At 41.4% G+C, this 25,451-nt stretch carries 29 protein-coding genes; 11 read left to right on the top strand and 18 right to left on the bottom strand.

The window, feature by feature from the left end; translation table 11 throughout:
• Positions 1-32 precede the first annotated feature (32 nt).
• The 5 genes from C6W21_RS00720 to C6W21_RS00700 all read right to left on the bottom strand — a co-directional run bounded on the left by C6W21_RS00720 (position 33) and on the right by C6W21_RS00700 (position 6,508).
• Positions 33-611 carry a TetR/AcrR family transcriptional regulator gene (locus C6W21_RS00720; protein WP_189318128.1) on the bottom strand — a complete coding sequence of 193 codons (579 nt, stop codon included), beginning with the start codon at positions 609-611 and terminating at the stop codon, positions 33-35.
• A 173-nt stretch (positions 612-784) separates the two neighbouring features.
• Positions 785-2,197 carry a protoporphyrinogen oxidase gene (gene hemY / locus C6W21_RS00715; RefSeq protein WP_106048922.1) on the bottom strand — a complete coding sequence of 471 codons (1,413 nt, stop codon included), beginning with the start codon at positions 2,195-2,197 and terminating at the stop codon, positions 785-787.
• 22 nt (positions 2,198-2,219) lie between these two features.
• Complete coding sequence (gene hemH / locus C6W21_RS00710) at positions 2,220-3,158, bottom strand: ferrochelatase (protein ID WP_106048921.1); 939 nt, start codon at positions 3,156-3,158, stop codon at positions 2,220-2,222.
• Between the two features lie 31 nt (positions 3,159-3,189).
• A complete protein-coding gene (gene hemE / locus C6W21_RS00705; RefSeq protein ID WP_106048920.1) occupies positions 3,190-4,248 on the bottom strand; it encodes a uroporphyrinogen decarboxylase in 1,059 nt (352 codons plus the stop codon).
• 124 nt (positions 4,249-4,372) lie between these two features.
• Positions 4,373-6,508, bottom strand: a complete 2,136-nt coding sequence (locus tag C6W21_RS00700; protein WP_106048919.1) for a transglycosylase domain-containing protein — start codon at positions 6,506-6,508, stop codon at positions 4,373-4,375.
• 127 nt (positions 6,509-6,635) lie between these two features.
• Here C6W21_RS00700 and C6W21_RS00695 point away from each other — a divergent pair, with 127 nt between their 5' ends.
• Complete coding sequence (locus C6W21_RS00695) at positions 6,636-7,121, top strand: antibiotic biosynthesis monooxygenase family protein (RefSeq protein ID WP_106048918.1); 486 nt, start codon at positions 6,636-6,638, stop codon at positions 7,119-7,121.
• 85 nt (positions 7,122-7,206) lie between these two features.
• Here C6W21_RS00695 and C6W21_RS19140 read toward each other — a convergent pair whose 3' ends face one another.
• Positions 7,207-7,359 carry a hypothetical protein gene (locus tag C6W21_RS19140; protein WP_223249501.1) on the bottom strand — a complete coding sequence of 51 codons (153 nt, stop codon included), beginning with the start codon at positions 7,357-7,359 and terminating at the stop codon, positions 7,207-7,209.
• A gap of 285 nt (positions 7,360-7,644) precedes the next feature.
• Between C6W21_RS19140 and C6W21_RS00685 the strand changes: the two genes are divergently transcribed.
• A complete protein-coding gene (locus tag C6W21_RS00685; RefSeq protein ID WP_106048917.1) occupies positions 7,645-8,832 on the top strand; it encodes a M20 family metallopeptidase in 1,188 nt (395 codons plus the stop codon).
• A gap of 181 nt (positions 8,833-9,013) precedes the next feature.
• On the opposite strand, the gene C6W21_RS00675 is transcribed toward C6W21_RS00685, so the two are convergent.
• Genes C6W21_RS00675 through C6W21_RS00665 form a run of 3 tightly spaced genes read right to left on the bottom strand, consistent with a single transcriptional unit; the run spans position 9,014 to position 11,728 of the window.
• Complete coding sequence (locus C6W21_RS00675) at positions 9,014-9,721, bottom strand: EcsC family protein (RefSeq protein WP_106048915.1); 708 nt, start codon at positions 9,719-9,721, stop codon at positions 9,014-9,016.
• Between the two features lie 53 nt (positions 9,722-9,774).
• Positions 9,775-10,995, bottom strand: coding sequence for an ABC transporter permease (locus C6W21_RS00670; RefSeq protein WP_106055874.1), 1,221 nt, complete (start codon positions 10,993-10,995; stop codon positions 9,775-9,777).
• Complete coding sequence (locus C6W21_RS00665; RefSeq protein ID WP_034624026.1) at positions 10,988-11,728, bottom strand: ABC transporter ATP-binding protein; 741 nt, start codon at positions 11,726-11,728, stop codon at positions 10,988-10,990. The genes C6W21_RS00670 and C6W21_RS00665 overlap by 8 nt, the downstream gene beginning before the upstream one ends.
• A gap of 487 nt (positions 11,729-12,215) precedes the next feature.
• Here C6W21_RS00665 and C6W21_RS00660 point away from each other — a divergent pair, with 487 nt between their 5' ends.
• The 3 genes from C6W21_RS00660 to C6W21_RS00650 all read left to right on the top strand — a co-directional run bounded on the left by C6W21_RS00660 (position 12,216) and on the right by C6W21_RS00650 (position 14,527).
• Positions 12,216-12,644, top strand: coding sequence for an HIT family protein (locus tag C6W21_RS00660; protein ID WP_106048913.1), 429 nt, complete (start codon positions 12,216-12,218; stop codon positions 12,642-12,644).
• A gap of 159 nt (positions 12,645-12,803) precedes the next feature.
• Positions 12,804-13,883, top strand: coding sequence for a 3-phosphoserine/phosphohydroxythreonine transaminase (gene serC, locus C6W21_RS00655; protein WP_106048912.1), 1,080 nt, complete (start codon positions 12,804-12,806; stop codon positions 13,881-13,883).
• A gap of 125 nt (positions 13,884-14,008) precedes the next feature.
• Positions 14,009-14,527, top strand: coding sequence for a tryptophan transporter (locus tag C6W21_RS00650; protein WP_106055873.1), 519 nt, complete (start codon positions 14,009-14,011; stop codon positions 14,525-14,527).
• 49 nt (positions 14,528-14,576) lie between these two features.
• Here C6W21_RS00650 and yhzF read toward each other — a convergent pair whose 3' ends face one another.
• Positions 14,577-14,768, bottom strand: coding sequence for a membrane protein YhzF (gene yhzF, locus C6W21_RS00645; RefSeq protein WP_106048910.1), 192 nt, complete (start codon positions 14,766-14,768; stop codon positions 14,577-14,579).
• Positions 14,769-14,896: 128 nt separating this feature from the next.
• On the opposite strand from yhzF, the gene C6W21_RS00640 reads away from it, so the two are divergent.
• Together C6W21_RS00640 and C6W21_RS00635 are read left to right on the top strand one after the other, a co-directional pair.
• Positions 14,897-15,253, top strand: a complete 357-nt coding sequence (locus tag C6W21_RS00640) for a YtxH domain-containing protein (RefSeq protein ID WP_034663584.1) — start codon at positions 14,897-14,899, stop codon at positions 15,251-15,253.
• Between the two features lie 187 nt (positions 15,254-15,440).
• The gene (locus C6W21_RS00635; RefSeq protein WP_106048909.1) at positions 15,441-16,061 is read left to right on the top strand and encodes an HTH-type transcriptional regulator Hpr; all 621 of its coding nucleotides are present in this window, start codon (positions 15,441-15,443) and stop codon (positions 16,059-16,061) included.
• Here the strand turns inward: C6W21_RS00635 and C6W21_RS00630 are convergent.
• Positions 16,039-16,383: a YhaI family protein gene (locus C6W21_RS00630; protein WP_106055872.1), complete on the bottom strand. Its 345-nt coding sequence runs from the start codon at positions 16,381-16,383 to the stop codon at positions 16,039-16,041. The genes C6W21_RS00635 and C6W21_RS00630 overlap by 23 nt on opposite strands.
• A 234-nt stretch (positions 16,384-16,617) precedes the next feature.
• On the opposite strand from C6W21_RS00630, the gene C6W21_RS00625 reads away from it, so the two are divergent.
• Positions 16,618-17,136, top strand: coding sequence for a DUF3267 domain-containing protein (locus tag C6W21_RS00625; RefSeq protein WP_106048907.1), 519 nt, complete (start codon positions 16,618-16,620; stop codon positions 17,134-17,136).
• An 82-nt stretch (positions 17,137-17,218) separates the two neighbouring features.
• Positions 17,219-17,404 carry a hypothetical protein gene (locus tag C6W21_RS19135; protein WP_072368131.1) on the top strand — a complete coding sequence of 62 codons (186 nt, stop codon included), beginning with the start codon at positions 17,219-17,221 and terminating at the stop codon, positions 17,402-17,404.
• A gap of 53 nt (positions 17,405-17,457) precedes the next feature.
• On the opposite strand, the gene C6W21_RS00615 is transcribed toward C6W21_RS19135, so the two are convergent.
• Together C6W21_RS00615 and C6W21_RS00610 are read right to left on the bottom strand one after the other, a co-directional pair.
• Positions 17,458-17,547: a YjcZ family sporulation protein gene (locus C6W21_RS00615; RefSeq protein ID WP_017360317.1), complete on the bottom strand. Its 90-nt coding sequence runs from the start codon at positions 17,545-17,547 to the stop codon at positions 17,458-17,460.
• Positions 17,548-17,692: 145 nt separating this feature from the next.
• Positions 17,693-17,779 (bottom strand): YjcZ family sporulation protein, encoded by an 87-nt coding sequence (locus tag C6W21_RS00610; RefSeq protein ID WP_008361129.1) that lies wholly within the window; start codon positions 17,777-17,779, stop codon positions 17,693-17,695.
• A 161-nt stretch (positions 17,780-17,940) separates the two neighbouring features.
• Here C6W21_RS00610 and C6W21_RS00605 point away from each other — a divergent pair, with 161 nt between their 5' ends.
• A complete protein-coding gene (locus C6W21_RS00605; protein ID WP_099728544.1) occupies positions 17,941-18,825 on the top strand; it encodes a peptidylprolyl isomerase in 885 nt (294 codons plus the stop codon).
• Positions 18,826-18,876: 51 nt separating this feature from the next.
• Here the strand turns inward: C6W21_RS00605 and C6W21_RS00600 are convergent, their stop codons facing one another.
• The 4 genes from C6W21_RS00600 to C6W21_RS00585 all read right to left on the bottom strand — a co-directional run bounded on the left by C6W21_RS00600 (position 18,877) and on the right by C6W21_RS00585 (position 24,253).
• Positions 18,877-19,107, bottom strand: coding sequence for a sporulation YhaL family protein (locus C6W21_RS00600; RefSeq protein WP_041089925.1), 231 nt, complete (start codon positions 19,105-19,107; stop codon positions 18,877-18,879).
• A gap of 115 nt (positions 19,108-19,222) precedes the next feature.
• Positions 19,223-20,170, bottom strand: a complete 948-nt coding sequence (gene yhaM / locus C6W21_RS00595; protein WP_106048906.1) for a 3'-5' exoribonuclease YhaM — start codon at positions 20,168-20,170, stop codon at positions 19,223-19,225.
• A 62-nt stretch (positions 20,171-20,232) separates the two neighbouring features.
• Positions 20,233-23,022, bottom strand: coding sequence for an ATP-binding protein (locus C6W21_RS00590; protein ID WP_106055871.1), 2,790 nt, complete (start codon positions 23,020-23,022; stop codon positions 20,233-20,235).
• A 16-nt stretch (positions 23,023-23,038) separates the two neighbouring features.
• On the bottom strand, positions 23,039-24,253 hold the full coding sequence (locus C6W21_RS00585) for a metallophosphoesterase family protein (RefSeq protein ID WP_106055870.1): 1,215 nt from the start codon (positions 24,251-24,253) through the stop codon (positions 23,039-23,041).
• A 172-nt stretch (positions 24,254-24,425) separates the two neighbouring features.
• On the opposite strand from C6W21_RS00585, the gene C6W21_RS00580 reads away from it, so the two are divergent.
• Positions 24,426-24,614: a YhzD family protein gene (locus tag C6W21_RS00580; protein ID WP_034663606.1), complete on the top strand. Its 189-nt coding sequence runs from the start codon at positions 24,426-24,428 to the stop codon at positions 24,612-24,614.
• A gap of 33 nt (positions 24,615-24,647) precedes the next feature.
• Here the strand turns inward: C6W21_RS00580 and C6W21_RS00575 are convergent, their stop codons facing one another.
• Positions 24,648-25,421, bottom strand: coding sequence for an enoyl-CoA hydratase (locus C6W21_RS00575; RefSeq protein ID WP_106056204.1), 774 nt, complete (start codon positions 25,419-25,421; stop codon positions 24,648-24,650).
• Positions 25,422-25,451: the final 30 nt, after the last annotated feature.

Raw genomic sequence — 25,451 nt, 5'->3', positions numbered from 1 at the left:
ATATGAAATTTGGTCATTTGAACTCAAAAAAATTATGTTGTTACAGAAAGCCCTTTTAAAACATAAAGCTCCAGCGATTCGGCTACCTCTTCTTTTGTTAAAGGCTCGTATCGCTTTTCCCAATCAAAAATCAGTGCAATATATAGCTTCACCATCACAAATGCAGTCAATTCAGGATCACAAGGCTTAATGTCGCCTTTATCCATCGCTTCTTGTACTTTCATTTTGATATAGCGAATGATCATCTGCTCCATCTTTTCGATCATTTCCTTGACCGCTGACGTGCCAAGCTCCGTATTTTCCTGAAAAATCTTAATTGTGAGCTGGTGGTTTTTTCGAAATTCTAAAATTGCAAAGAGTGCTAAGTGAAGGTTTTCAGAGAAACTATTCTTCTCATCAATTGCCTCATCCGCAATTTTCCTCATCTCTAGTAAAAGGGATGTGAAAATTTCATCGAACAACTCTTCTTTGTTTTTGAAAAAGGTATAAATGGTTCCTTTTCCGACGTTGGCAAGCTTTGCCACAAGGTCCATTGTGGTCGCTTTATACCCGAATTGAGTAAATGCCTTCGTCGCACCATCTAAAATCATTTGTCTCCTATCAACACTCATGATCTCACTCCCGAAATGACTATTTGAACGTTTTGGTCATTAAGTACAGAAAGTAATATACCATATCCTTTTCCCCGGATGCAACAACTTTGTTCATATTTATGATTCCCAACTCTTTTCGAATGATTCGAACATGAAAAACTCCCTTTCCATGACAGAAAAGGGAGTTGTTTTTATGAAAATAGGTACGATACAGCCTCTGAGATGGCGGCTTTTCCTTGATCAATACAATCAGGGATTCCGACACCTTCAAAAGCAGCACCTGTGATATAAACACCAGGATATGATTGCTTAAACGTTTCTCGCATGTTCGAAATAGCTTTCTGATGACCGACGTGATATTGCGGCATACTGGTCTTCCAGCGAGTCACTGTCGTCAATTCTGGATCTGCTTTAATATCCATGATTCTCTTTAAATCTTCCAGCACAATGCTGACGATTTGACTGTCTGACTGCTCGACAATCGATTCATCACCAGCTTTTCCGACGTACGCACGCAATAGCGTTTTTCCTTTCGGAGCTGTATGCGGCCATTTTTTGTTTGTCCATGTACAGGCCGTAATAGAGAAATCACTGTTTCTTGAGATGACAAAACCAGTGCCGTCATATTCATTATGAACATCCTCTTCTTTAAAACCGAGTGCTACTGTTGCAACAGAAGTAGAGGTCATGTCATGCAAATACTCTAGCCCTGCTTCTTTAGGAAACATGGAATAGATCGATTGATGCGGAGTCGTGACAATGGCTGAATCGGCAAAAAGCGTTTGACCGCTGTCTAATTGTACGCCATAGCCTCCCTCTGTTTTTTCAATCTGCTTCACTTTTGTCCCTTTATACACCGTTGTCAGCTTGAGCTTACTTTCTACTGCTTCCACAAGCGACTGCAGTCCTTGATTGATCGTTTGGAACTGTCCTTGTTTTTTCGCAGTCACTTGCTGCGCTTTCTCATGCTGCTTTGATTTTTTCATCCCAAGAATCAAACTGCGATGCTGCTGTTCTGTTTGATAAAATTGCGGGAAGGTGGACATTAAGCTCAGGCGGTCAATATCCCCTGCATAAATGCCTGATAGAAGCGGCTCGATTAAATTCTCAACGACCTCATCACCCACACGTCTTCTAAAAAATTCACCAAGCGACTGATCTTCGGTCTGCTTGCTTTTTGGCAACACGAAATCCATCGCCGCTCTCGCTTTCCCCGCAACTGAAAAAAGACCAGTTGTAATAAATGGGCTGATTTGAGTTGGAATCCCCATCACAGCACCCTTTGGCATCGGGTGAAGCGTTTCATTGACGAGTACATACGCTTGCCCAGTTTCATTATTGACGAGCTGATCGGACAGACCGACATCCTTCGCCAGCTGCGGTCCACTGACCTTTCTTTCTAAAAATGAATCAGGTCCACGTTCAATGATGTACCCGTCTTTATATAATGTTTGTATTTTTCCACCTAGCCTAGGGCTCGCTTCAATAAGAGATATTTGAATCGGAAGACCTTTTTCTTCGACTTCCTTTTCCAAATAGAAGGCGGCGGCTAAACCAGTGATGCCACCGCCAATGATGACAAGGTGTTTTTGATTGTCATGCATAGGATCGCCTTCTTTTATATGATTACTTGCTTTCGTCAAGCTTCTTTAATACGACTGTTGCCAGAGCATCAATAAATGCTGGTTTCGCATTTGGCATTTCTGGACGATAGTAGGCTGCACCAATTTCATCTGTCACGACTTTACATTCATAATCGTTGTCGTATAACACTTCAAGATGATCAGCGACAAAACCAACAGGCACATACACGAATGTTTGATAGCCTTTTTGTTCAAATAAGTCGCGCGTTAAGTCTTGCACGTCTGGTCCAAGCCATGGATCCGGCGTGTTGCCTTCACTTTGCCAGCCAATTTCATAGCGTTCAATGCCCGCACCTTCCGCAATCATTTTGGCAGATTGTGCGAGCTGATCAGGATAAGGATCTCCTGCTGCAATAATTTTTTCAGGCAGACTGTGTGCAGATACAATAAGTACCGCGGAATCTCTTTCCTCTTGACTCATTGATGCATACGTATCCTTCACTTGCTTCACCCAATAGTCCACAAACTTCGGCTCATCGTACCAGCTTTCAACAGACGTAATCTGTAGATTGCCCAGCTTGTCTGCCTCATCTTGTGCACGTTTGTTATACGATTTCACACTGAAGGTTGAGAAATGCGGCGCAAGAACGATACTCACAGCTTCTGTAATGCCGTCCTTGTGCATGTCAGCAACTGCATCCTCGATGAAAGGCTCGATATGTTTTAAGCCAATGTAGACATGAAATTCAATGTCGTCTTGAATGTCATTCAAGTGCTCACACAAACCATTTGCCTGCTGCTCTGTTATTTTTGATAAAGGAGAAATACCGCCGATTGCCTTGTAGCGATCCTTTAAATCTTGCAGCATTTCCGGCTCCGGCTTTCTGCCTCTACGAATATGTGTATAATAACGCTCAATGTCTTCTTCTTTATATGGGGTGCCATATGCCATGACAAGAAGCCCCATTTTCTTTTTCTCCACAACCAACACTCCTTCAGATCATTTGAATAGTTTAGATGGATGATTTTTTACGTGTAGCTGAATAGTCGTGAATAAAATCGGTCAGCTTCTTTAACGTATCTGGTGAAACATCTGGAAATACCCCATGACCTAAGTTAAAGATGAAATGATCTGATTTCATCCCTTGATCTAAAATCTCTTTTGCTCTTTCTTCAATGACTTCCCAAGGAGAAAGTAAGATCGTTGGATCAAGATTTCCTTGTAACGTTTTTGTGAGCCCTTCTTTTCGCGCTTCGTCTACACTCATACGCCAATCCAGTCCAACGACATCTAGCGGGAGGTCATGCCAATCTTTCACGAGATGGCTTGCACCAACTCCGTACATGATCATTGGTACATTTTCACTCTTCAACTCTGTGAAAATTCGCTGCATGACAGGTTTAATGAATGTCCGGTAATCTGCTGCATTTAAAGCGCCCACCCATGAGTCGAAGATTTGAAATGCACTGACCCCTGCTTTTACCTGCGCGCGTATGTAAGTGATCGTCATATCAGCTAATTTGTTCATGAGCAGCATCCATGTCTCAGGCTCACGATACATCAGCGCTTTTGTTTTATGATAATTTTTAGATGGACCGCCTTCAATCATATAGCTAGCCATCGTAAATGGTGCACCAGCAAAACCGATGAGCGGTACATTCAGCTGTTCCTTCGTTAAAAGCTGAATGGTGTCAAGCACATATGGCAGGTCTTCTTCAGGATGAAGTTCCCCAAGACGTTCGATATCTGCTTTCGACTGAATCGGTGAATCAATGACAGGTCCAATTCCATTTTTAATTTCAACGTCCACTCCAATCGCCGGAAGTGGGGTCATAATATCTTTATATAAAATCGCGGCATCTACACCATATTGTTCTACAGGAAGTCGTGTTACATAAGCGCATAACTCTGGCTGATGCGTAATTTCAAATAGCCCGTATTTTTCTTTAAGGGCACGATATTCAGGCTGTGAGCGTCCTGCCTGCCTCATATACCAAACTGGTACATGGTCTGTTTTTTCCCCTTTGCACGCCTTTAAGAACGTGTCATTAAAAGCCATCGTTTTTCCCATTACCTTTCATTCCACCTTTCGCCTTACACTCTCTTTGTATAAGGCTCAAACACTGCTTTTACTATACCGCTTTTTCAAGGCACGGTATACTAAAGCGGCTCAATGTTCAAAAAATCGCCGAATATTAACGTCCAAAAGCCTCTGGCTTGACATACGGACTGCCTTCTCCTTCTTCTTGCGTTTGGGTATTATATGGAACAACCTTATACTCCGCATCTGAAAACACGTTGGCATACGGCATTGTGTAGCTGCCCACGCCTGTCACTGAATCGATCAGCGTCTCGTTTCCATTTCTCTTCTCATAAATACGGTATTCAACTCGTTTATCCTCCTGCTTGTCCCAAGACAGCTCTAATGTAAACAACCCTTTGATTTTAAACGCATAGCGGGCTTCAAATCCTGAAAGTCCCTCTAAATGGATTGGCGCTTGAAGTTCTTTAATCCCCTCTGGTTTTTCAAACGTTTCATTAGTAATTTGGGCTGCCGTTAAAATATCCTTAAACAGCTGCACTGGGTATTGACTGCCGCCAGTTAAATAGTGACTGTTATCGGTTTTGTCATACCCCATCCAGATCGCACCCGTTGTACTTGGCGTATAGCCGGCAAACCAAGCATCTTTTGTTGCACCCTTTACACCCGAATATGTGGTCGTTCCTGTTTTACCTGCTAAATCTCCAGCATATGAACCGCTCTGGGCTGTTCCGTCTTTGACGACTTGCTGCAGCATTCTTGTCATATTCCAAGCATTCTGCACACTAAACACTCGTTCTGGCTTACTGCGATTTTTCTCTACAGTTTCTCCTTCATCATTGGTGATTTTCTGAATGAAGAAAGGCTTTTTATATACGCCTTCATTTGCAAATGTGTGGAAAGCTCCAGCGATTTGAAGTGGAGAAACCCCTTTTTCTAATCCGCCAAGCGCCATGGCAAGTCCTTGATCCGAAATATCCATTCCCATTTTCTCGAGATGTGATTTCGAGGTATCGATGCCTAGCTGGCTTAATGTCCACACCGCAGCTGTATTCTTACTTTTCATGAGGGCCTCCACCATCGTGACCTTGCCTTCATACTGCCCATCGTAATTCTTTGGTGAGTAGCCGTCATAGCTTTTTTCTTTGTCTTCAAGCAGGGAATAAGGTCGGAATTTTTTCTCCTGCAGCGCCGGACCATATACCGCGATCGGCTTGAAAACAGATCCAGGCTGTCTAACAGCAGTGACCCTGTTATAGCCCCTTGCTTGATATTCTCGTCCTCCAATCGCTGCTTTTACTCCCCCAGACTCGTTATCAATAAAGACGGCGCTGCTTTCAGGAGAACCGCTTTTTCCCGGGAAATAACGGTTGTTTTTCATCGCATCGTAGGCGACCTTTTGCAAATTCATATCGATTGGAACTGTAATGGTATAACCGCCTTGAAGCAATTGTTCATGTGAAATGGCATACTCTGATTCTGCTTCCTTAATGATGAGATCGACATAGCTGTCCACCCAAGGTGTTTCTGATTTCTTTTTCAAATGAATGCCTAGTGTTCTCCCTTTTGCTTCTACTGTTTCTGTTGATGATAAATATCCTTGCTCATTCATTAAATTAAGGATGGTGTCCCGCCTTTGTTTATTTTTATCAGGATGTAAAACAGGCGAGTAAGTAGACGGCGCCTTCGGCATCGCAGCGAGTGTAGCCCCTTCGCTGACAGTTAAATCTTTCACATCTTTACTAAAGTAATAATTGGCTGCTGCCTGAATACCGTAAACGCCATGACCGAAGTAAAGCTGATTCAAATACATCTCAAGCAGCTTATCCTTTGAATAATCTCTTTCTAAATTAATCGCAATGATGACTTCTTTTGTTTTTCGAAGAAAGGTTTTGTCATTTGTGAGAAAAATATTTTTTGCGAGCTGCTGAGTAATTGTACTGCCGCCCTCTACCTTTCCACCTGCTAATATATCTCGATAAATCGCCCTTGAAATTGACTGCGCATCAATTCCATGATGCTCATAAAACCGCTTGTCCTCGACAGCCACAAAAGCTTTTGCTACTTTATCAGGTACATCCTTTATTGACACAGGGTCCCGATTTTCTGAATACATACTTGTGAGTTCTTTTCCATTCCGATCAATGATTTGGGATGAAGCGTGAAAAACAAGCTTCTTTTCATCTATGACATAATGTCCTAAAAATAAAATGGTCAGATAGCCAATAAATGAAAGTACGATGGTACTTCCTGCAATGACTAATGGAATGATTATCTTCTTTTTCTTCAAATTAGGTCACCTCATTCCTTTATACGGATAGTATGGGATGTATTGCTTCATAATATGTTTTATGGATTGACTACCAAAGAATTATATATCATTCTTTTGTTATACTATCAAGCAGGAGGCGGTTTAGATGAATGTCTATATCACATATGGAACAGCAGATTTCTTGCATAAAATCGCAAAGAAACACGATCAGGAACATCTGCTTTATATGGTCGGAAAAGAACAAGCAGCTCTTTTCCATGAGACGGAGGGCGAGACTATTTTTAAAGCCCCTCATGCCTATGATGTGATTTATGCGAAAGGTGAGCTAGTCCATTCTGGCTTCGTCACCTTGAATCATATCCCTGTGAAGCTTGAAAGCAGAGCACTTTTTGAATCTACTTTTCAGAAGAAGACAAACATCTCAGAACATCAGCGGGGCTTCCAGGCTCTTCGAGTTTTAAGACCGAAAAAAGATGAAGAAGTGTATTTGATTTTGACACTTTGGGAATCAGAGGACTTATTTGAAGACTTTCAAGAATCAGAAGCGTTCTTTCAGCCAAACGATGATACCGGCTCCATCTTCTCTCGTCCCGCCTATCTCACATCCTATCATGTCGTTACAGACAGTTAAGGAAGTAAAGAAGACAAAGGGCTAAAATAAAGATCATTTTAGCCCTTTGTCAACAATCTAGGAAGTGCTGCTTTCAGCACTCATTTTATCGTCGTGATGTCAGCTCGTACCGATGAATGATCGGCTGAAGCACATAGAAATTCAATAGGATCCATCCTAATAAGATCGGCCACTTCAACATAGGTGAAGCACCTTTCAATTGAATGAGCATCACCAATAGCGGAATCAAACAGATCATGAAAAAACTCATTTTTGATACAAAGGTTTCTTTGATTTGATGCCGACAGCTTGGACACATCATCATTTTCGTATGTGATAAATGAAACTTCTCAACGAAAGAAAATGCTTTTGAACAATTTGGACAGCTTCCCAAAACAATTCCCCCCTTTTTCCCCGCTTCATAGCAACTTCAACTTTTATGTAAAATGACCTTTTGATGCAGCATACGACATCCTCTTCTGTTGAAAGATTCTAACAATTACCATACAATCAGTAAAAGAGCATGAAGGAGGTTTTCAACTCAATGACAATATCCACTTTACAAAAAAGCATCAATGAACGTCTTGATGAACATTATGAGGAAATGGTTGAAATTAGACGCCATCTCCACATGAATCCTGAACTTTCTTTCCAGGAAGAAGAAACAGCCGCTTTCATCGCCAACTACTATGACACATTACATATACCAACACGTACACAGGTGGGTGGCCATGGCGTACTCGCCTTTATTGAAGGAGCTTCTCCGGGGCCGACGATTGCCCTCAGGGCTGATTTTGATGCACTTCCCATCCACGATGAGAAGGAAGTTTCCTACAAATCGACAAAGCCCGGTGTGATGCATGCATGCGGGCACGATGGGCACACAGCGACACTTCTTGTTTTAGCGAAAATCTTGAATGCGCACCGCGATCAATTAAAAGGGAAAATCGTCCTCATTCATCAGCACGCAGAAGAATATGCGCCAGGCGGTGCAAAACCAATGATTGAAGACGGCTGCTTAGACGGTGTCGATGTCATATTCGGTACGCATCTTTGGTCTCCAGAGCCTTGTGGCACGGTTCTTTATAAAAACGGGAACTTTATGGCAGCCGCCGATCGCTTCTCAATTCGAGTCCAGGGGAAAGGCGGACACGGCGCCCAGCCTCACTTAACGAAAGATGCTGTACTCATCGGTTCACAAATCGTCACAAACCTGCAGCAAGTCGTTGCCCGTAAAGTCAATCCAGTTGATTCTGCGGTTGTATCTGTTGGAGGTTTTGTGGCAGAGAATGCTTTTAACGTCATTGCAGATTCAGCTGTTTTGACTGGTACTGCACGATCCTTTGAAGAAAGTGCACGACACACCATCGAACGAGAAATTGAACAGGTCGTAAAAGGGGTGTGCGCCATGCATGATGCCGCCTACACATATGAATATGTGAGAGGGTATCCTGCTGTCAAAAATCATTCAAAGCCGACTGAATATATTGCTGACATCGCAAAACAGACAGAAGGTGTCACAGAAGTAAAAGAAGCGGAAACCCAAATGGGTGGAGAAGATTTTGCTTACTATCTTCAGCATGTCCCTGGTACCTTCTTTTACACAGGCGCCATGCCTGAAAACAGCCAGGACGTGTATCCCCATCATCACCCGAAGTTTGATATTAACGAAAAAGCAATGCCTGTCGCAGCAAAGGTACTCGCCCGTGCTGTCCTTTCCTACGATGAATGAAAAAAAGCCGCTGTCGCCAGCGGCTTTTGTCTTCTTTCAGCGTGATAGAAAACCTTTGCAGTCTAGGAAGGACGAGTACCGGAGTGGAGCGAATTGAACATTCGTGAGCACCGGAACGTAGATCTGACAACGAATGCGAGGGTTTGTCTACACGCTGATGCCGCTGTCGCAAGCGGCTTTTCTATTTCATTTCTTTCAACACCCGTAAGTGAAACACATGACGAGCGACATCTCCGAGCTGTCCTGTCAGGTGATGATTTGCCATACCGCCAACAGCGGCTCCAACGATCGGCATTAATTGAAACAGCTTCACTAGATCAATATAATCTCGATACTCCTGCTGAAAGCTGTACCAATCCATTTCCTCGCGGCTCGTTTCCCAATCATCTAAGATGTTCATCATTTTTTGACGATGTGCACTTCCGGAAAAGGCGAGTTGAAATATACAGAGCAAAAAGAGTCTTTCCTCTTTTTGAGACAAATCAAAGCCATAAATACATGCCAGCTCATAAAGACATTTCATCTTAATGCTAAGCAGCAGCGGAAAGTCTGCCATACCGAGCAATATACCACCTGCACCTGTTCCAATTCCTTCGATCGCAGCTGCCTTTTGATAGTACTTTACTTTCTCCTTTGCCAGTTCATTTCGCTCGATGATAGATAATTGCTCATCAATCACCGAAAATGAAGTGAAGTGCGATCCTGATACGGTGGATTCAACCATTGTTTTGACCGCACTTGTGATGACTTGATGAAATCGCGCAGGAATTCGGCGGTTCACCTGCTGCTGAACTCCTTTTGAAAACCGTTCGATCTTTGAAGATTTTCTTAAAAATCGCGTTTGAAAAAGAATGGCTTCTTCATACAACTCTCGTTCAGCTGCATTCATCCGGTCCCCTCCTTGATGTCATCATACGCTCGCTGTCATAAACATATTTCCGCTTATCTCATCTTTTTTAATCGACTGATTACGTAAGGCTTGAAGAGGACAAGCACAAATGCCAGCGAAATCAGAAGGGCAAGTCCACTTCCTTGCCATCCTCCTGCCGGGAGTACTGCACAGCTCAGCAATATCGATTGAATAATGAGCACATTACGAACGAGAACAAAAAAACTCCGATCCTTTTCTTGCTGAGCAACTGGATAAAGTGCCTGTAATGAAAGATGGGCAAAGTGCTTTGTTAACGGTACAAGCTGTACACCTGTGATAAACACGGTGAACAAGACAAGCAGCGCGCCCACCCAGCCTGCTACACCTGTATACAAAATAATCAGCACAAACACGGCCGTTAGCCTAAACACGAGACCAAAATAGTCATTCGAACGTAAAAACGCCCTCACATACATGTAAGAAAAAGTTTTACGCTGGTCATACGGAATAAACTGCAAGAGCCAGTCCATGTATGCTCTTCTTTTCACCTGTTTCTTTAAATGAGGCACATCTGTAAATAAGTTTGCCAAACGATAAAAGCGCTGTTTTCGTTTTAATTCGTCAGAAATATGCAATTCCCATTGAAAAGGCTGTTTTTTCACTGCATTGGTTAAGTAGACGAGATAGACACCATAGATCAGATAAAAAACGATTGCGATTGCATAGGATGCCTGTAAAACGGTATAGATCAAAATCATATTCAATAGAAAACGAAGGACTGCATCAAGCCATCTGATCTGTTTTCCTTGAAAATAAGTGATTCTCCATTGAATCGCTGTATTCAGACCCTTGATCAAAATCATTTGCGCCAATATCAGCACATACATCTTGAGGCCGCCTGAAGACACCGCAGAATAAAGCGGAAGTGCGACAATGGATACGGCAATCAGAGGAAACAGCTGAGAAATGAAGCTAAAGTTAAAAGCTTGTTTTAAATAAGGCTCCATCTTCCCTTCCAAAGGAAGCAAAAACACGAGATCTGCTTCTTTGATCAGCGTACGCACGTAAGAGCTTGTCAGCACCAATGAGAAGACAATTGCCATGATCCAGTAGGATGGGAAGTGAGCCGGAATCTGTTTGAGCCAGTTACTATACCAGCTCGCTCCGCCTGCAAGGAAAAAAATGAGCACAATGACAAGATGATCATTGAACATGTATTTTAAATATTTTCTTGTATCTTGCATGTGTTCCTCTAATCGGGATTTCCAAATGGTTTGCGTCGTTTTACTCATAGCTTTCTTCCTTTGTTAATTCCAAATAAAGATCATCTAGTGTCGCATCTCTCATATTGAACTGTTCTCTCAGCTCTGTCAGTGTTCCTTTCGCTCTGATTTCCCCTTCGTGCAAAATAATAAAGGAATCACAATAGCGTTCAGCTGTCGCCAAAATATGCGTCGACATCAGGACACTAGCACCGCTTTTTTTCGCAGCATTCATCCGTTCAAGCAGTGCATTAATCGCAAGAGGGTCAAGCCCTAAAAACGGTTCATCAATGATATACAGTTCTGGTTCAACAAGGAATGCACACATAATCATGACCTTCTGCTTCATTCCTTTCGAAAAATGAGCAGGGAACCATTTCAGCCGTTTCTCCATTCGAAATTCTTTCAGCAATGATGGCAGACGCTCATCTAATTGTTCCTTTGACAGGCCATAAGCCATCGCTGTCAGCTCTAAATGCTCTTTTAAAGTTAATTCTTCATATAAAACAGGTGTTTCTGGAATAAACGTAAATTGCGAACGATACGCCTCTTGATCGTCTTGAAGAGTTCGTCCATTCAATTCAATGACACCTTTATGCGGTTTCATGAGACCGATGATATGGCGAATGGTTGTGCTTTTCCCCGCCCCGTTTAAGCCTATGAGACCGACGATTTGATTTCTTTCTAATTCAAATGAGATATTTTTTAGAACGGGATTCTTCGTATATCCACCCGTTACATCTTTTACAGTGAGAAGGGACATGAATTCGTTCCTTTCTTTCGTTTTTCCTTTATAGTAACAAAAACGAAAGGTAATTTGAAATGTTTACCTATAGTCGCGTCCTGAATAAAAAATAGGCGCTTTGGTCATCATAATGTATGTAGAAGAAATGAACTTGATGACCAATAAGTAAATGAGGTGTTTGTTAAAGGCAAAGAACCGCATGACAAGTTGGTTTTTCATCTAAAAACCTTAGCTTCTGTTTTGCTTCACTGATTCTTGATTTTTGTGTCCTATACAATATGTATACGACAAACCAAAACGTCAAATGAGGTGTTTACGGCAGAAATAGCAGGCATATGAATTCTTTATTTCAGTAAATAGAGAATTCAAAAGGCATATCGAATGAAAGCATCAGCATTTCTTCTGCAGGAGCAGGATGAGCGACCAAAGGAGTTCGCTTGTCCTGTTTTCTTTTTTGTTTCTTTTTGTGATACGATAAAGGAAAATGAATGAGGAGTGACATGGCGTGAGCGACTGTATTTTTTGCAAGATCATTGATGGAGACATTCCATGTGCAAAAGTATATGAAGACGAGCATGTATTGGCTTTTCTAGATATTAGCCAAGTAACAAAGGGACATACCCTTGTAATCCCGAAAATACATAAAGAAAATATCTACGAGATGACACCAGAAGTGTCTAATCACTACTTCCAAGCGATGCCGAAAATTGCAAGAGCAATCAAACAGGAATTTGAACCAATTGGGTTAAACCTTCTGAACAACAACGGCGAAAAAGCCGGACAATCTGTGTTCCATTACCATATGCATATCATTCCGCGCTACGGAAAAGGCGATGGCTTTGGTGCTGTATGGAAATCACATCAAGAGCAATACACGTCAGAAGATTTAAAAGAGATTTCTTCTGCCATCCACACGCGGCTTACCTCATCTTAATAGATGAGGTTTTTCTTATTTCTGCCCCCTTTTATCCCCTCCATCTCTTAATAGTAAGATATTTAAAACGATTCAAATTTTTTGTCCAATTGCTTCAAATTTGTGATAGGATGGTTTTATCTTTTGATCCATTAACGCGAGAAATAGGGAGAGATTGTGATGAAGCGAACGACGAATTTTAATGCTGGTCCGGCGGCACTGCCGCTAGAAGTGCTTCAAAAAGCACAGGAAGAACTTGTTGATTTTAAACAAACTGGGATGTCTGTGATGGAGCTGTCTCATCGCAGCGGTGAATATGAAGAAGTCCACAATAAGGCAAAAGCACTGTTGGTGGAACTGATGGACATCCCTGAAGATTACGAAGTTCTCTTTTTACAGGGCGGAGCTAGTCTTCAATTTGCGATGATTCCTATGAACTTCTTACATGAAGGCGAAACGGCTCATTTCATTCAAACGGGCGCTTGGTCAGAAAAAGCATTATCAGAAGCAAAAGGGTTTGGTGAAACATCTGTGTTTGCTTCAAGTGAAGACGACAACTACTCGTATATTCCAGAAGTAGATGCCTCCGGTTTAACAGATGGCGCTTACTTACACATCACATCAAACAATACGATCTTCGGCACTCAGTGGAAAACGTTTCCTGGCACGTCATTACCGCTCATTGCGGATATGTCCAGTGATATTCTCAGCAAAAAAATCGATGTTTCTCAATTTGATTTCATTTATGCTGGAGCACAAAAAAATCTAGGGCCTTCTGGTATCACGATTGTGATCGCGCGCAAACGCTTATTAGAGAAAGAGAAAAACAGCACACCGAAAATATTAAAATATTCAACACACGCAAAAGCCAACTCTCTCTATCACACACCACCGACTTTTGCGATTTATATGCTGTCTCTTGTCCTTGAGCATGTGAAACATGCTGGCGGCGTAGAAGCAGCGGAAAAACGCAATGAACAAAAAGCAGGCATTCTCTATGACACAATTGATCAAAGCGGCGGTTTTTACAAAGGACACGCACGCACTGACAGCCGTTCGCATATGAATGTCACATTTACCCTTCGTGATGATGCGCTCACTGCTTCCTTTGTAGAGAAAGCAAAGCAGGAACAAATGGTTGGACTTGCCGGCCACCGTTCTGTTGGTGGATGTAGAGCATCTATTTACAATGCGGTATCGATTGAAGACTGCCAAAAGCTTGCGGACTTTATGAAAAAGTTCCAGCAAGAAAATGAGTAAAAAAGCTTTTCTATAGAGAAATAAATTTGTTATAATAACGAGAAATATAAAGTGATGACTCTTGCAATAAATGATGAGCCATATTATTGAAGAGTCCTAAGAGCTTAGCAGAGGAGAGCATAGAAATGAAAACAAAAGAATTAGTGATTATGTCATTGCTTGCAGCAATGGGAGCTGTTTTGCATACGATTTTCCCGCCCATCTTTTTCGGAATGAAACCTGATATGTTGCTGGTCATGATGTTTTTAAGCATCATCCTTTTCCCAAAGGTACAGCATGTAGTGGTTATTGCCCTAGTGACTGGCGTCATTTCTGCATTAACAACGGGTTTCCCAGGCGGACAAATTCCAAATATGATTGATAAACCAGTGACTGCCTTTATCTTCCTAGCCCTTTTCTTATCTTGCTTGAAGATAAAGAACAAAGTGGTGCTGACCGCTGTGTTAACTGCGATTGGAACCATCGTATCCGGCGTGATTTTCCTATCTGCCGCATTACTGATCACTGGACTGCCAGCTGCATTACCGGCACTTCTTATGGGCGTCGTCCTGCCAGCAGTCGTGATTAATACCATTGCCATGGTATTTGTCTTCCCAATTGCTCAGTCCATTCTAAGGCGTGCAAGAATGATAGAAGTTGCATAACGAATAATCGAACCTCTTCATAATAGATGAAGAGGTTTTTTTCATGCTTTTATAAAAGAAAAAGGGTCAGCAGCAAAATGAGGAGCGAAATCCCTGCACCTGCCGCACACACAAGTGCTTTTTGCTTTAATACATGTTTTGGTGGATAAGACCCTGCATACCCCAGCTGTCTTGCATAATGAATAGAACCAACTGTAAAAACGACACCGATACACGTAAAAACGAACAGAAAGACAGACAACCTTCTCCCCTCCCTTTTCTTCAAAAGTATGCTAAAATAAAGCAAGCTATGTATGGAAGTTCAATGAAGCTGATCGTCAGCTCAGAGAGAACATGCGAATGTGTAAAATTTGACTAGAGGTGATTTGAATGGCTAGTGGACGTTCTTTATTAACAGGATTATTTGTAGGCGGTCTCCTCGGAGGTGCGGCAGTGCTCCTGACGACTCCCTCTTCTGGCAGAGATGTGCGCGGAAAGATGAAAGACGGCTATGACAAATTCGAAGATACGCTGACAAGATTAAAAAGAGATGGACAAGCTTTAAAAGAGCAAATTGTTGAAACAGCAAAAGAAAGCGCAGAGGTCATTAAAGAAGTCGGAACTGAATTGCAAGCATCGATTCAGCAATGGCGCGAAGAAATCAAACCTCATCAGCAGGACTTGCAAAAGGAAATTCAGGAAATTGAAGAAAAGCTCAAACAACTGGAGAAAACCTTACAAAACTAATATACTTCCAAAAAAATATTCGTTTACAAAAGTGTGCGGGGTGCGTATCCCGCACTTTTTTTGTTGAAAAAAGGTTGTTTTGTCAATGTTTTTCATGAGTTTTAAAAATTCTTGAATTTTCAGCTTTATTAATCTTTATTTTATTGGCATAATAGAATTACAAGAAAAAGAGAAGTAGGTGAAATGGATGAATCATTCGGAACAGCCTTTCGATGTAAAAGAAGCACTTTTATTCAGTCAAAGAATGGCCCAATTGAGCAAAGCTCTTTGGAAATCCATTGAAAAGGACTGGCAGCAGTGGATCAAACCGTATAACCTAAATATCAATGAACATCATATTTTGTGGATTGCGTATCAATTAAAAGGAGCTTCAATATCAGAAATTGCAAAGTTTGGCGTCATGCATGTATCAACGGCGTTTAACTTCTCCAAAAAACTGGAGGAACGAGGATTTTTAAAATTTTCTAAAAAGTTAAACGATAAACGCAATACGTATATTGAGCTAACGCCAAAAGGCGAAGAGACATTCCATAAACTACTCGAAGATTTCGACCCGGCACGAACTGGTATTGTCAAAGGCGCTCAGCCGCTCCATGACATTTACGGAAAGTTCCCTGAGATTTTAGAAATGATGTGTATTATCCGAAACGTTTATGGTGAGGATTTCATGGAGATTTTTGAGAAATCGTTTTCAAACATTGAGAAGGGCTTTTTGAATGAGCGAGGAAAAGTCACGAAAAAGCCTGAGGAACTTGAAGACTCAGCTGATGCAGCAGAAAAATCGGCTAAAGCAAATCAAATTGTTTAATGATCTTTATAAATTCATTCATTAACGGCTGAAACAGCCCTTGATCATGCAAAGCAAATATCGTCTCATGTACATCCAGCTTTTCAATTAACTGTCCCGCAAAAAGCGCAAGCATATCGTCAAACATGACGTAGCCTTGTGCTTTTTGCTTGTCCATTTCCTCTGAAAGCTCAGCACAAATACGCTCAATTTCCTGCGCCTCTTCTTTCGATACCCGCTGCCTGATCAATAATGCATAATATGGAAAACGGCTCATATCGGTCGCCGTCAGCAAAAGTTCCATATAATATTCGAGCTGGCTCATTCGTTCCTCAATACTCATGTACGTTCCCTCTTTCTCTTAGTCTTTCTATTTTAGCCGAAATTACTCATTGACGAAAGAGACGAACCTCCCTCTTCTGTCTTTTTTTCTTGAAAAACCCCAAAGTTTCCTCTCTTTATTCCATATGAAGGCAACATTTTATTTTTTTTCAACAAAACCATTGATTTTTATCCTCAGGAAGAGTAAATTATCTTGAGATATTCAATTAGTCTTTTGAGATTGGAAGGATGAAAAATGAATTGTTGGAAAACCATTAATCTTGAAAAGGATTATGGTTATACGAGACTGCTGATTTCAGCCATCAGCCTTGCTATACTTTTTTTCATTATGGCTTTTTTATGTTTTCAACTGACTCATCCTGAAACGAGACTAAGCAGCCACAACGCACCGCTTTTTGCTATGCTTTTACTTGTGACATTGCTTGTCCACCGTGTGGTTCACTTGATCCCAGTGATGAAAAACAAGAAAAAAATGACGCTATTTAAACGAAATTGCTGGAAGCGTGTGCCAAAGAAAGTGATGATTTATTCACTTCTCAGTCCATTTTGTGTGATTTCGCTAGTTTACTTTGTGTTAGGCGTGGCGTTTCCAATGTATGCACACTATTTTATCATCATCGCAAGTATTCATGCAGGCTATTGTTTGCCTGACTTTTTATTTGCACGGAAACTGCTCAAAGCACCTAAATCCTGCATCATCGATCAAGCCCAAGACGAGTTTGATATTTTAGTTGACCAAACTTCCTCATCATGAGGTTTTTAAAGCCAACTTCTATCTTTTTCATAAAAAATTTGGTAATGTAGTATGGGAATAGCATAGAGAGGGGGGATCTCCGATAGTTTTATTTTACTTCATCGTCTTTGCCGCGTTTATTGTGTATTCAATAAACAGGCTTACTAATACATTATGCCTTGTCAGAGAGATTCCTGAAGAACGGCAAGATAAGGTGTTTCGCTTTATCAATGTATCGATACTGATCTTACTGATCTCATCATTTGTTGAAATTACCATTTCTATTTAAGATCAAAGCAAAAGCTGCCAGTTTGAGGGCAGCTTTTTGTGTATATTGATTGATTAGCAAATCCAAGATGCACCGATAATGATCAATAAGATGAATAACACGACGACTAGTGCAAAACCGCCAGCAAAGACTTCTCCTCCCATGTAAAAACACCTCCTGCCAGTTCTTGCTCTGTTCTAAGCTCAGTGTATGCAAAAAAATTGAAAACGTTTAGGCACCTGTCATCGTTTGAAAAAAGAACCGCCCGCACGCATGGCAGGACGGCTCCTTTCTGTCACAGCGATTTAATTAGTAAAGATATGCTGCACCAACGATGATCAGCAAAATGAATAGCACGACCAATAAAGCAAACCCATTAGAATATCCTGCTCCCATATAATTCAGCCTCCTTTTTGTGATCACTATATGTGTATGTCGCGCGCAAATTTTTGACTAGACGAATGCCCTCCCATTTGCATTTCTTTTTACAGCGTGTCACAATATGTTATGATACAAGCAATGATAAATAAATTGGAAAGATTAGGAGTGTTTTTTGAATGAAAAAAATGGCTTTAGCAGCTGTAACAGCAGTTAGTGTTTTAACTCTTGGCGCATGCAGTAGCGGTGATAAAGATGTCATCGCAACAACAAAATCAGGAGATGTCACAAAAGAAGAGCTTTATACAACTCTTAAGAAACAAGCAGGTGGAGATGCTTTAAATCTACTTGTTCAACAAAAGGTTCTTGCTGACAAATACAAAGTATCAGATAAAGAAATTGATAAGAAAATGGAAGAATATAAAAAGACACTTGGTGAAGATCGTTTAAAACAACTTCAAGATGAATTCGGAAAAGATTACATCAAAGATCAAGTGAAATATGAGCTGCTGACTCAAAAGGCTGCCAAAGCTAACATCAAAATCACTGATAAAGAAGTAAAAGCGTATTACGATGACCTAAAAGGGAAAATCCGCGCAAGCCACATTTTAGTAGCTGATAAGAAAACAGCTGACGAAGTGGAAAAGAAATTAGATAAAGGTGAAAAATGGGATGCCCTTGTGTCTGAATATTCAACTGATACCGCTTCAGCAGCACAAGGCGGCGATGTAGGCTGGTTTGCAAAAGAAGGACAAATGGACGAAAACTTCAGTAAAGCTGCTTTCAAACTAAAGGTAAATGAAATCAGCAAACCAGTGAAATCACAATTCGGCTACCATATCATTAAAAAGACCGAAGAACGCGGTAAATACGATGACATGAAAGCAGACCTGAAAAAAGAACTGCTTAATCAAAAACAAGCAGACACAAATGAAATCCAAACGATCTTAAACAAATTGGTGAAAGATGCCGATGTGAAAGTAAAAGATAAAGAACTTGAAAACACATTCAAAGAAAAGTCTCAACAACCCGCACAAAATCAACAACCTCAACAAAACCAGTAATCACAAAAACCCCTCTGCCGTGATCGTGCAGAGGGTTTTTATATGACCTGATTAAGCAATCGAGTGATCTTCATGTGCCGCCGTATCCTGTGATCTTTTCACTTGCTGATCCTGACGTCTGCGCTCTCTTTCTTGTTCCATTCGCTCGATAAAAATTTCTCCTTCTTTTTCAATAAAGGATTGATCAATTTCTTGCTCCTCTTTGGCCGTTGTCATTAATTTATACGCACAGAAAATAATGCCAATGATACATGCATACACCCACCATGGAAAAAACAACATTTTTTCATCGCCTCCTTTTTTCAGAACAGCTCTCTCTTCCTTTGTGTTACATGCTTATGCGAGAAGAAGACAAGTTATGAAAAAAACGCCCGCATAAACGGACGTTTTGACATGGTTATTCGTGATGAAAGGTTGGTTTATAAAATGAACGATTCTCTAGAGCAAAAATACGTTCTGTATATTCTCCTGGCTTCACATGCTCAAGCGCACGATCCATCATATTCATCTTCGCATCTAAATTATCAATATAGTGGAGAATTTCGGCTTCCTTCACCATTGGTGGTTTCGGGCTGCCCCACTCTCCTTTTCCGTGATGACTCAGTACTAAGTGCTGTAAAATCAGAATTTCTTCTGAATCAATACCAAGCTCTTCTGCAGCTTTCGCAATTTCTGTCACCATAATCGAAATATGGCCAATTAAATTCCCTTCCACCGTATAGGTGGTTGAGACTGGGCCCGAAAGCTCTTTGACTTTTCCTAAATCATGAAGAATGATGCCTGAATATAAAAGATCTCGATCTAATGATGGATATAGGTCAACAATTGATTTAGCCAAATGCAGCATGGACACCACGTGATAAGCAAGACCAGAGACAAATTCATGATGGTTTTTTGTCGCTGCTGGATAGTCAGCGAATTCCTGTCCATATTTTTTCAGCAAATGTCTTGTAACACGCTGTAAATTAGGGTTTTTCATATCAAAGATATATTGCATAATCGTATCCATCATATCATGTTTTGGAATAGGAGCTGTTTCGAGAAAATCATCAATTCGAATTTGCTCATTTTCAGCAACAGGGCGTATATTCCTAAGCTTCAGCTGATTCCTCCCGCGATAATGATGAATATCGCCTACTACCTTCACAATAGTTTGCGCGGCATAGGTTTGTTCATCATTCTGCTTTGCATCCCATAATTTCGCCTCAATATCTCCACTTTGATCTTGAAGAATTAACGTTAAAAATGGTTTGCCATTACTTGCAATCCCTTTAGTAGATGATTTAATTAATAAATGCAGGTCAACTTGTTCGCCGACATCATAGGTCATGATCCCTTTAGCCATTCAATAAAAGCTCCTTCCATGTTTCTGCTCATATAAGTATAACATAAGTCATTATTTGTCAATCATTCAACTGCTAAACTCGTAATCTGTTCATCTTCTGCTGCTTGCTTCATATGCTCATGACAAGTGAAATAAAACAGCTGTGTTTCAAAACGTGTGAGCTCATTCATCATCTCCAGCACTCTGCCTAGACGAACATGATCGAAATGAACGAAGCTGTCATCCATCATAAACGGAAGCTGATAATTTTGCTGATGAGACAAAGCGAGCGCAAAACGAATCGCCAGATAGATCTGTTCACACGTTGCCTGTGAAAGCTCCTCTGGTCGGAATATTCGTCCATCCATTCTTTTCACCATCAGCAAGTCATCTTCAGGTGAAAATAAAATCGCTTCATAACGATCATTTGTTAACGGTTGAACAAAACTAGAGGCTGTTTGAAGCAATGCAGGCAGCCTTGTTTCTTTATGCTCATTCAATTTTTCTCGTATGACGGAACGAACAAGCTGAATTGCCGCCCATTTTTTCGCAAGGTACTTCGCATGCTCCTGCTCTGCTGCAAGCTGATGAGTCAAATCAGATACCGTTCCAGAAGCTTCTATGTGCCGGATTTCCACTGCTAGTTCTGCTAAACGCTTTTCCTTATTCTCCGCATTCAATTGAACGCCATTCAGGTGATGCTTTGCTTCTGCACACTCCTCCTCAAGGAGAGGTAATCCTTTGCGAACAATCCATTCCTCCTCATCAAAACAACCGCTTCTATGAAGCTCTTGATTCAGCTGCTGCAACTCAGAAAGCCGTGCCCGGTATTCTTTCGATAGATGAGAAAGCACTTGGTAATCTTCTTTGGACTTTGCTTCTACTTGACGAAAAAGCTCGTCAGTTTGTTTTTCGTAGTATTGAATTTCCCCTTCTAGTGTCGTGAGCTGCTGCATCGCATGTTGAATGGATACGTGCAATGTCTGGCGTTCTTTTTCTCTTTTCGCCTCATCTTTCAATATCTCTTGTAAGGCTGAAATATTCTCCTGCATGGTTCCTTCCTTTTTTTGAAGGATACTGCTTAACGCTGAAACCCTGCGCTCATAAATCGATTGCTGATCGGAAAGCACGTTTATTTCTCGATGAAGCTCCTCATATGCCGCTGTATTCATTTTTAATTGTTTTAGGATATCGAATGCCTCTACTAGGAAAGAAAGCTCAGACGACAAGCCAAGCTGCCTCTTCTTTTCCTCTACTTGCTGCTGGACAGGTTCCAGCTCTCGCTCCCAGTCTTCATATTGCCGGATGATTCTTTCATACAGAAGCTCCTTCTGCCTCATAAGTGTTTCAGCTGAAGCAGCCTGCACTTGAAAGGAATCAAAATCCCCTTCGCCGTTTCTTTGTTTCATAGGGCTCGTTTGACTTAATGGGTAAATGACAAAGAAGAGAAAAACAGAAAATCCCGCAAACAAAAACGTGATCCACCACTCTGTTAAAAAGAATAGAACAAACAGAAGCACAGCATCAAATGCGATCAAGCCTCGGAATAACCACGACCGGGAATGAATCGGTTTCTTTTTCGTTCTTGTCCCCTTCGCATCATCTTCTGCTCCATGCTGTCTGACTTGCTGTTCCTTTAATCCTTTTAAAGCGGCTTCTGCTTCGTCAAGCTCATGTCTTGCATGATCAAATCGTTCATCTAACTGCGCCTTTCTGTCCATGAGACGGACGTATTGAGTGACAGTCTCCTTTAATTCCCACTCAAATTCAAGCGAATCGTCGATTTGTTCGAGCTTTATCGAGCGCTCCCATTTTAGCTTTGCTACCGCTTCGTCTATTTTTTGTTTCAATGAATCACGGTTTGCTCGACACTCTGCTATGCGCTTTTTCACAAGCTCAGCATCAGGTGCTTCATCTACGACTCGTTTTATCTCCATTAAGGTATCCTTGTCATAGAGCGGTTGAACTTGTTCGAGTGAGGTTTGCAAATGATCTAACTTATGCTTCAGTGCAGTCAATTGAGCTTTTTTCGGGTGAAGGTGTGATTCTAGTTTATCCAGCTCATGCTCTGTTTCTGCTCTAAAACGTTTGACTCGGTCTGGATAACGGGCTAATTCCTTTTTCAACTCCACTTTTTTCTCGATCATGGGATAAACTTGAATGGATTCAGTCAGTTTCTGTATGTGTTCTTCCGCCTGCTTCATTTCATTTTGAAGCTTTTCGATCGTCTCCGTTAATTCAGATTGCTCCCGTTTCTTTTCAGTATAACGACCTTCTACCAATTTGGCTTGTTTCAGCTGACCTGTCAGCTCTTTTAAACGATCAAGCTGCTGATTTAATTCCGGCTTGCGTCCATTTGGTTTAAACAGCTGCTCCTGCTGCTTTAGCAGCCTGCTATCCATCTTGGTGGCTGCATCTGAGCCAAATAAACTTGAGAAAAGTAGAAATTCGCCTATTTGATCCTGGTTTAAGGCTTGGACATTTTGCAGTCCAAACACATCAAATGAATAGATTGATTGGTATAATCTGCGATCTGTTCCCTTTAAAAGTGTCCGTAGAAAAGCTTCGTCTTTCACTTCACCATTCGGTAAAAACACCTGTGCTTGACCGCCTCGATCGGACGTTCTCTCAATATGAATAACGCCTAACTCGTCATCTTGGCAAGTAAGAGAACCGCCATAATAAGAGCCCTGTTTCGTCTTGTACATCTTGTTTTTCGGAAAACCAAATAACATCGATTCAATAAACGTTTTCAATGTCGTTTTCCCCGATTCATTCAGGCCGTAAACTAGCTGAAAACCGTCATCAGAAAAGTGAAAGGTCCGATTTGAAAATTTCCCAAAATGGGCGATATGGAGTGAACGTATTTTCATTGTGCCTCTCCTTCTCTCATAATTGCTTTAGCTGTTCTGTCAGCAGCCTTTGTGCTTCTTCTTTTATATCCACTTCATCCTCTTTTGCGAGAGCTTTTCCTGACTTTCTATAGGTTGGGTGACGCGTGATCGGTGATAGAAGCTCTTCATACGCCTCAAATTGCGAAATTTCAGCAGTGAGTTCCTTCAAAAAAGAATCTTCTGGATAGACGACATCCTCGTTTGTTCGGCAGTCAATCGATATCACCCAAACGAACACCTCTTCGTCTTCTTCCTGTTCATGAAGAACGGTCATCAGCTCTTCAAGCACCTCAAGCTGTGTACGCTCAAAGTAAGAAGGAGCATCACCTGTCAATTCAATTTTCACAAAATGAGGAACGCCCTCCTCTTTCAGTTCACTGATTTTGCTTTCCACTAGTGTCACAAGATCCGTCATATGAATCGTTTCCGTGATGTCTATTGCAAATGTCTCAAACATCACATCCGCACAGCTAATAAATTCCGCTGTCTCAGAATCCTCGGAGAGTTGAACAACGTAACAGCCTTTTTCTCCTGTTTCCTTTATATGTCTGCCCTGCATGTTACCAGGGTAAATAATCAACGGATCTTCATGCAGAAGGGCTCTCTTATGTATATGTCCAAGCGCCCAATAATCGAAATCCTGTGAAATGAGCTGCTGAAGCTGAAATGGTGCATACGCATCATGCCCTTCTTGTCCGGCTAATGTACCGTGAAGCATCGCAATGTGATAGGCAGCATCTGTCGTTTTGACATAATGAGATGTCATATTTTCATAGACAGCCCGCTCTTTGTAGCTAAACCCGTAAATACTTGCGACAAGCTGATCTCCTCTATAGTAGGAATGCTCACTTGGTGTACTGGTTGAAAAAACGCGCACATTCTCAGGCCACTCAATCGGTGTCCATTCACCGCCTAAATGATCATGATTACCGTAAATAATAAAGACTTCAATCCCTTGAGCTTGCAGTCTTAGAAACTGATTTCTTAAAAACAGCTGTGCTTTCAGGCTGCGATTGGATTCGTCAAATAAATCTCCGCTAAGCAGCACAAAGTCTACTGCTCGAGCAATGGCGAGATCAAACATATTCTTCGCACTTTGAAATGTGCTTTCTTTGAGCCGCTTAAATGGTAAGCTAGGGATATTCGACATTCCTGCAAATGGACTGTCTAAATGTAAATCTGCGGCATGAATAAAGGTGAGCTTAGTCAAACGTCTATCTCCTTGTCCGATACTGTCATTGTCCATATTTTATCATGCCATTTTTGCGAATGCACGTTCTATCGCTCTCATTCTAAAAAACACATTTTTAAGGGCTAAAAAAGAGGTTTTGTCTTATTCCTTGTTTAATTACATAGAAAAGCAGAGGAAAGGAAGATGAGGAATGGAGAAGACATACTTTTTAACTGTATTTGACCGGTCGGGTGAGACTTTATTAAATGAAAAAATCACAACGGATAGTGATGAAAAGGCAAAGGAATTAGGTCGCCATCGCTTAATCGAACAGCAATACACGAAGCATTCTCATCGGCTCGTTGATGATGCAGGCAAGCTGCTTTTATTTGAACGTTAAAAAAGCCGGCATTCGCCGGCCTCACACATTCGTTTATACATCCTGAAACACAGGTCGTCTTTTTTCTAAAAATGCCTGAATGCCTTCCTTATGATCATGGCTTTGCCTGAGTCTTGCCTGTGCTGCCCTCTCCTTTTGAAGAACGGCTAGCAGCTCAGGTTCTGACTGCTGAAAATAGATTAGCTTTGTTTCGATAAATGCTTGAAGCGGCATATTCATAAACGGCTTCACACATACCTTTTGATACGCATCGACTTCATCCTGAAACACCCCGTCTGCAAGGCGCAGCTTTAGCGCTTCTTCAGCCGGAAGCTTCTGTCCACTCCAAATCAATTGTTTCGCGGCTTGTTCACTGACTCTTTTTGTGAGGAAAAAGTGCCCTCCTCCATCTGGAATTAAGCCTACTCCATTAAAATTCATGGCGAGCTGTGCATCGTGATGCATAAACAAATAGTCACAGCTTAAAGCAAAGCTAAAAGCAAGGCCTGCTGCTGACCCGTGGACAAGGGCAATCGTCACCTTTTTCATACCGGCTAGAGAAAGTGTAATTCCCTCGATCAAATCCATCACACGATGAAAATCTTCTTCATTTTCCTGCTTAAGCATCATGCCAATATCTCCACCTGCGGAAAATCCTTTCCCCGCTCCCTTAATCACAACAACTTTTGCACTGCTTTCCTCCGCCGCATCACATGCCTCTTTGAATTCAGCAAACATGTCCATATGAAATGAATTATAAGCCTCAGGCCTATTGAAAACGATTTCAAAAATATCACTGTCTAGCTGACAATTGATATATGTCATCATCCATCCCCCTTTTCTTTTCAACTCATGACT

The organism is Bacillus sp. NMCN1, assembly GCF_002998085.1.
Lineage (GTDB): Bacteria > Bacillota > Bacilli > Bacillales > Bacillaceae > Bacillus.
The sequence above is the reverse complement of the archived record's forward strand: the minus strand, read 5'-3'. Positions and strand labels throughout refer to the sequence as shown.

What these genes read in the sequence shown, in the direction of transcription:
- C6W21_RS00635 (WP_106048909.1), top strand. Translation starts at nt 15,441, where the DNA reads ATGAATCATTCGGAACAGCCTTTCGATGTAAAAGAAGCACTTTTATTC.
- C6W21_RS00685 (WP_106048917.1), top strand. Translation starts at nt 7,645, where the DNA reads ATGACAATATCCACTTTACAAAAAAGCATCAATGAACGTCTTGATGAA.
- C6W21_RS00575 (WP_106056204.1), bottom strand. Translation starts at nt 25,421, where the DNA reads ATGATGACATATATCAATTGTCAGCTAGACAGTGATATTTTTGAAATC.
- hemY (WP_106048922.1), bottom strand. Translation starts at nt 2,197, where the DNA reads ATGCATGACAATCAAAAACACCTTGTCATCATTGGCGGTGGCATCACT.
- serC (WP_106048912.1), top strand. Translation starts at nt 12,804, where the DNA reads ATGAAGCGAACGACGAATTTTAATGCTGGTCCGGCGGCACTGCCGCTA.
- yhaM (WP_106048906.1), bottom strand. Translation starts at nt 20,170, where the DNA reads ATGGCTAAAGGGATCATGACCTATGATGTCGGCGAACAAGTTGACCTG.
- C6W21_RS00650 (WP_106055873.1), top strand. Translation starts at nt 14,009, where the DNA reads ATGAAAACAAAAGAATTAGTGATTATGTCATTGCTTGCAGCAATGGGA.
- C6W21_RS19140 (WP_223249501.1), bottom strand. Translation starts at nt 7,359, where the DNA reads ATGATCTGTTTGATTCCGCTATTGGTGATGCTCATTCAATTGAAAGGT.
- C6W21_RS00600 (WP_041089925.1), bottom strand. Translation starts at nt 19,107, where the DNA reads ATGTTGTTTTTTCCATGGTGGGTGTATGCATGTATCATTGGCATTATT.
- C6W21_RS00670 (WP_106055874.1), bottom strand. Translation starts at nt 10,995, where the DNA reads ATGAGTAAAACGACGCAAACCATTTGGAAATCCCGATTAGAGGAACAC.
- C6W21_RS00665 (WP_034624026.1), bottom strand. Translation starts at nt 11,728, where the DNA reads ATGTCCCTTCTCACTGTAAAAGATGTAACGGGTGGATATACGAAGAAT.
- C6W21_RS00695 (WP_106048918.1), top strand. Translation starts at nt 6,636, where the DNA reads ATGAATGTCTATATCACATATGGAACAGCAGATTTCTTGCATAAAATC.
- C6W21_RS00720 (WP_189318128.1), bottom strand. Translation starts at nt 611, where the DNA reads ATGAGTGTTGATAGGAGACAAATGATTTTAGATGGTGCGACGAAGGCA.
- C6W21_RS00590 (WP_106055871.1), bottom strand. Translation starts at nt 23,022, where the DNA reads ATGAAAATACGTTCACTCCATATCGCCCATTTTGGGAAATTTTCAAAT.
- C6W21_RS00675 (WP_106048915.1), bottom strand. Translation starts at nt 9,721, where the DNA reads ATGAATGCAGCTGAACGAGAGTTGTATGAAGAAGCCATTCTTTTTCAA.
- C6W21_RS00630 (WP_106055872.1), bottom strand. Translation starts at nt 16,383, where the DNA reads ATGAGTATTGAGGAACGAATGAGCCAGCTCGAATATTATATGGAACTT.
- hemE (WP_106048920.1), bottom strand. Translation starts at nt 4,248, where the DNA reads ATGGGAAAAACGATGGCTTTTAATGACACGTTCTTAAAGGCGTGCAAA.
- C6W21_RS00640 (WP_034663584.1), top strand. Translation starts at nt 14,897, where the DNA reads ATGGCTAGTGGACGTTCTTTATTAACAGGATTATTTGTAGGCGGTCTC.
- C6W21_RS00580 (WP_034663606.1), top strand. Translation starts at nt 24,426, where the DNA reads ATGGAGAAGACATACTTTTTAACTGTATTTGACCGGTCGGGTGAGACT.
- C6W21_RS00605 (WP_099728544.1), top strand. Translation starts at nt 17,941, where the DNA reads ATGAAAAAAATGGCTTTAGCAGCTGTAACAGCAGTTAGTGTTTTAACT.
- C6W21_RS00610 (WP_008361129.1), bottom strand. Translation starts at nt 17,779, where the DNA reads ATGGGAGCAGGATATTCTAATGGGTTTGCTTTATTGGTCGTGCTATTC.
- C6W21_RS00615 (WP_017360317.1), bottom strand. Translation starts at nt 17,547, where the DNA reads ATGGGAGGAGAAGTCTTTGCTGGCGGTTTTGCACTAGTCGTCGTGTTA.
- C6W21_RS00625 (WP_106048907.1), top strand. Translation starts at nt 16,618, where the DNA reads ATGAATTGTTGGAAAACCATTAATCTTGAAAAGGATTATGGTTATACG.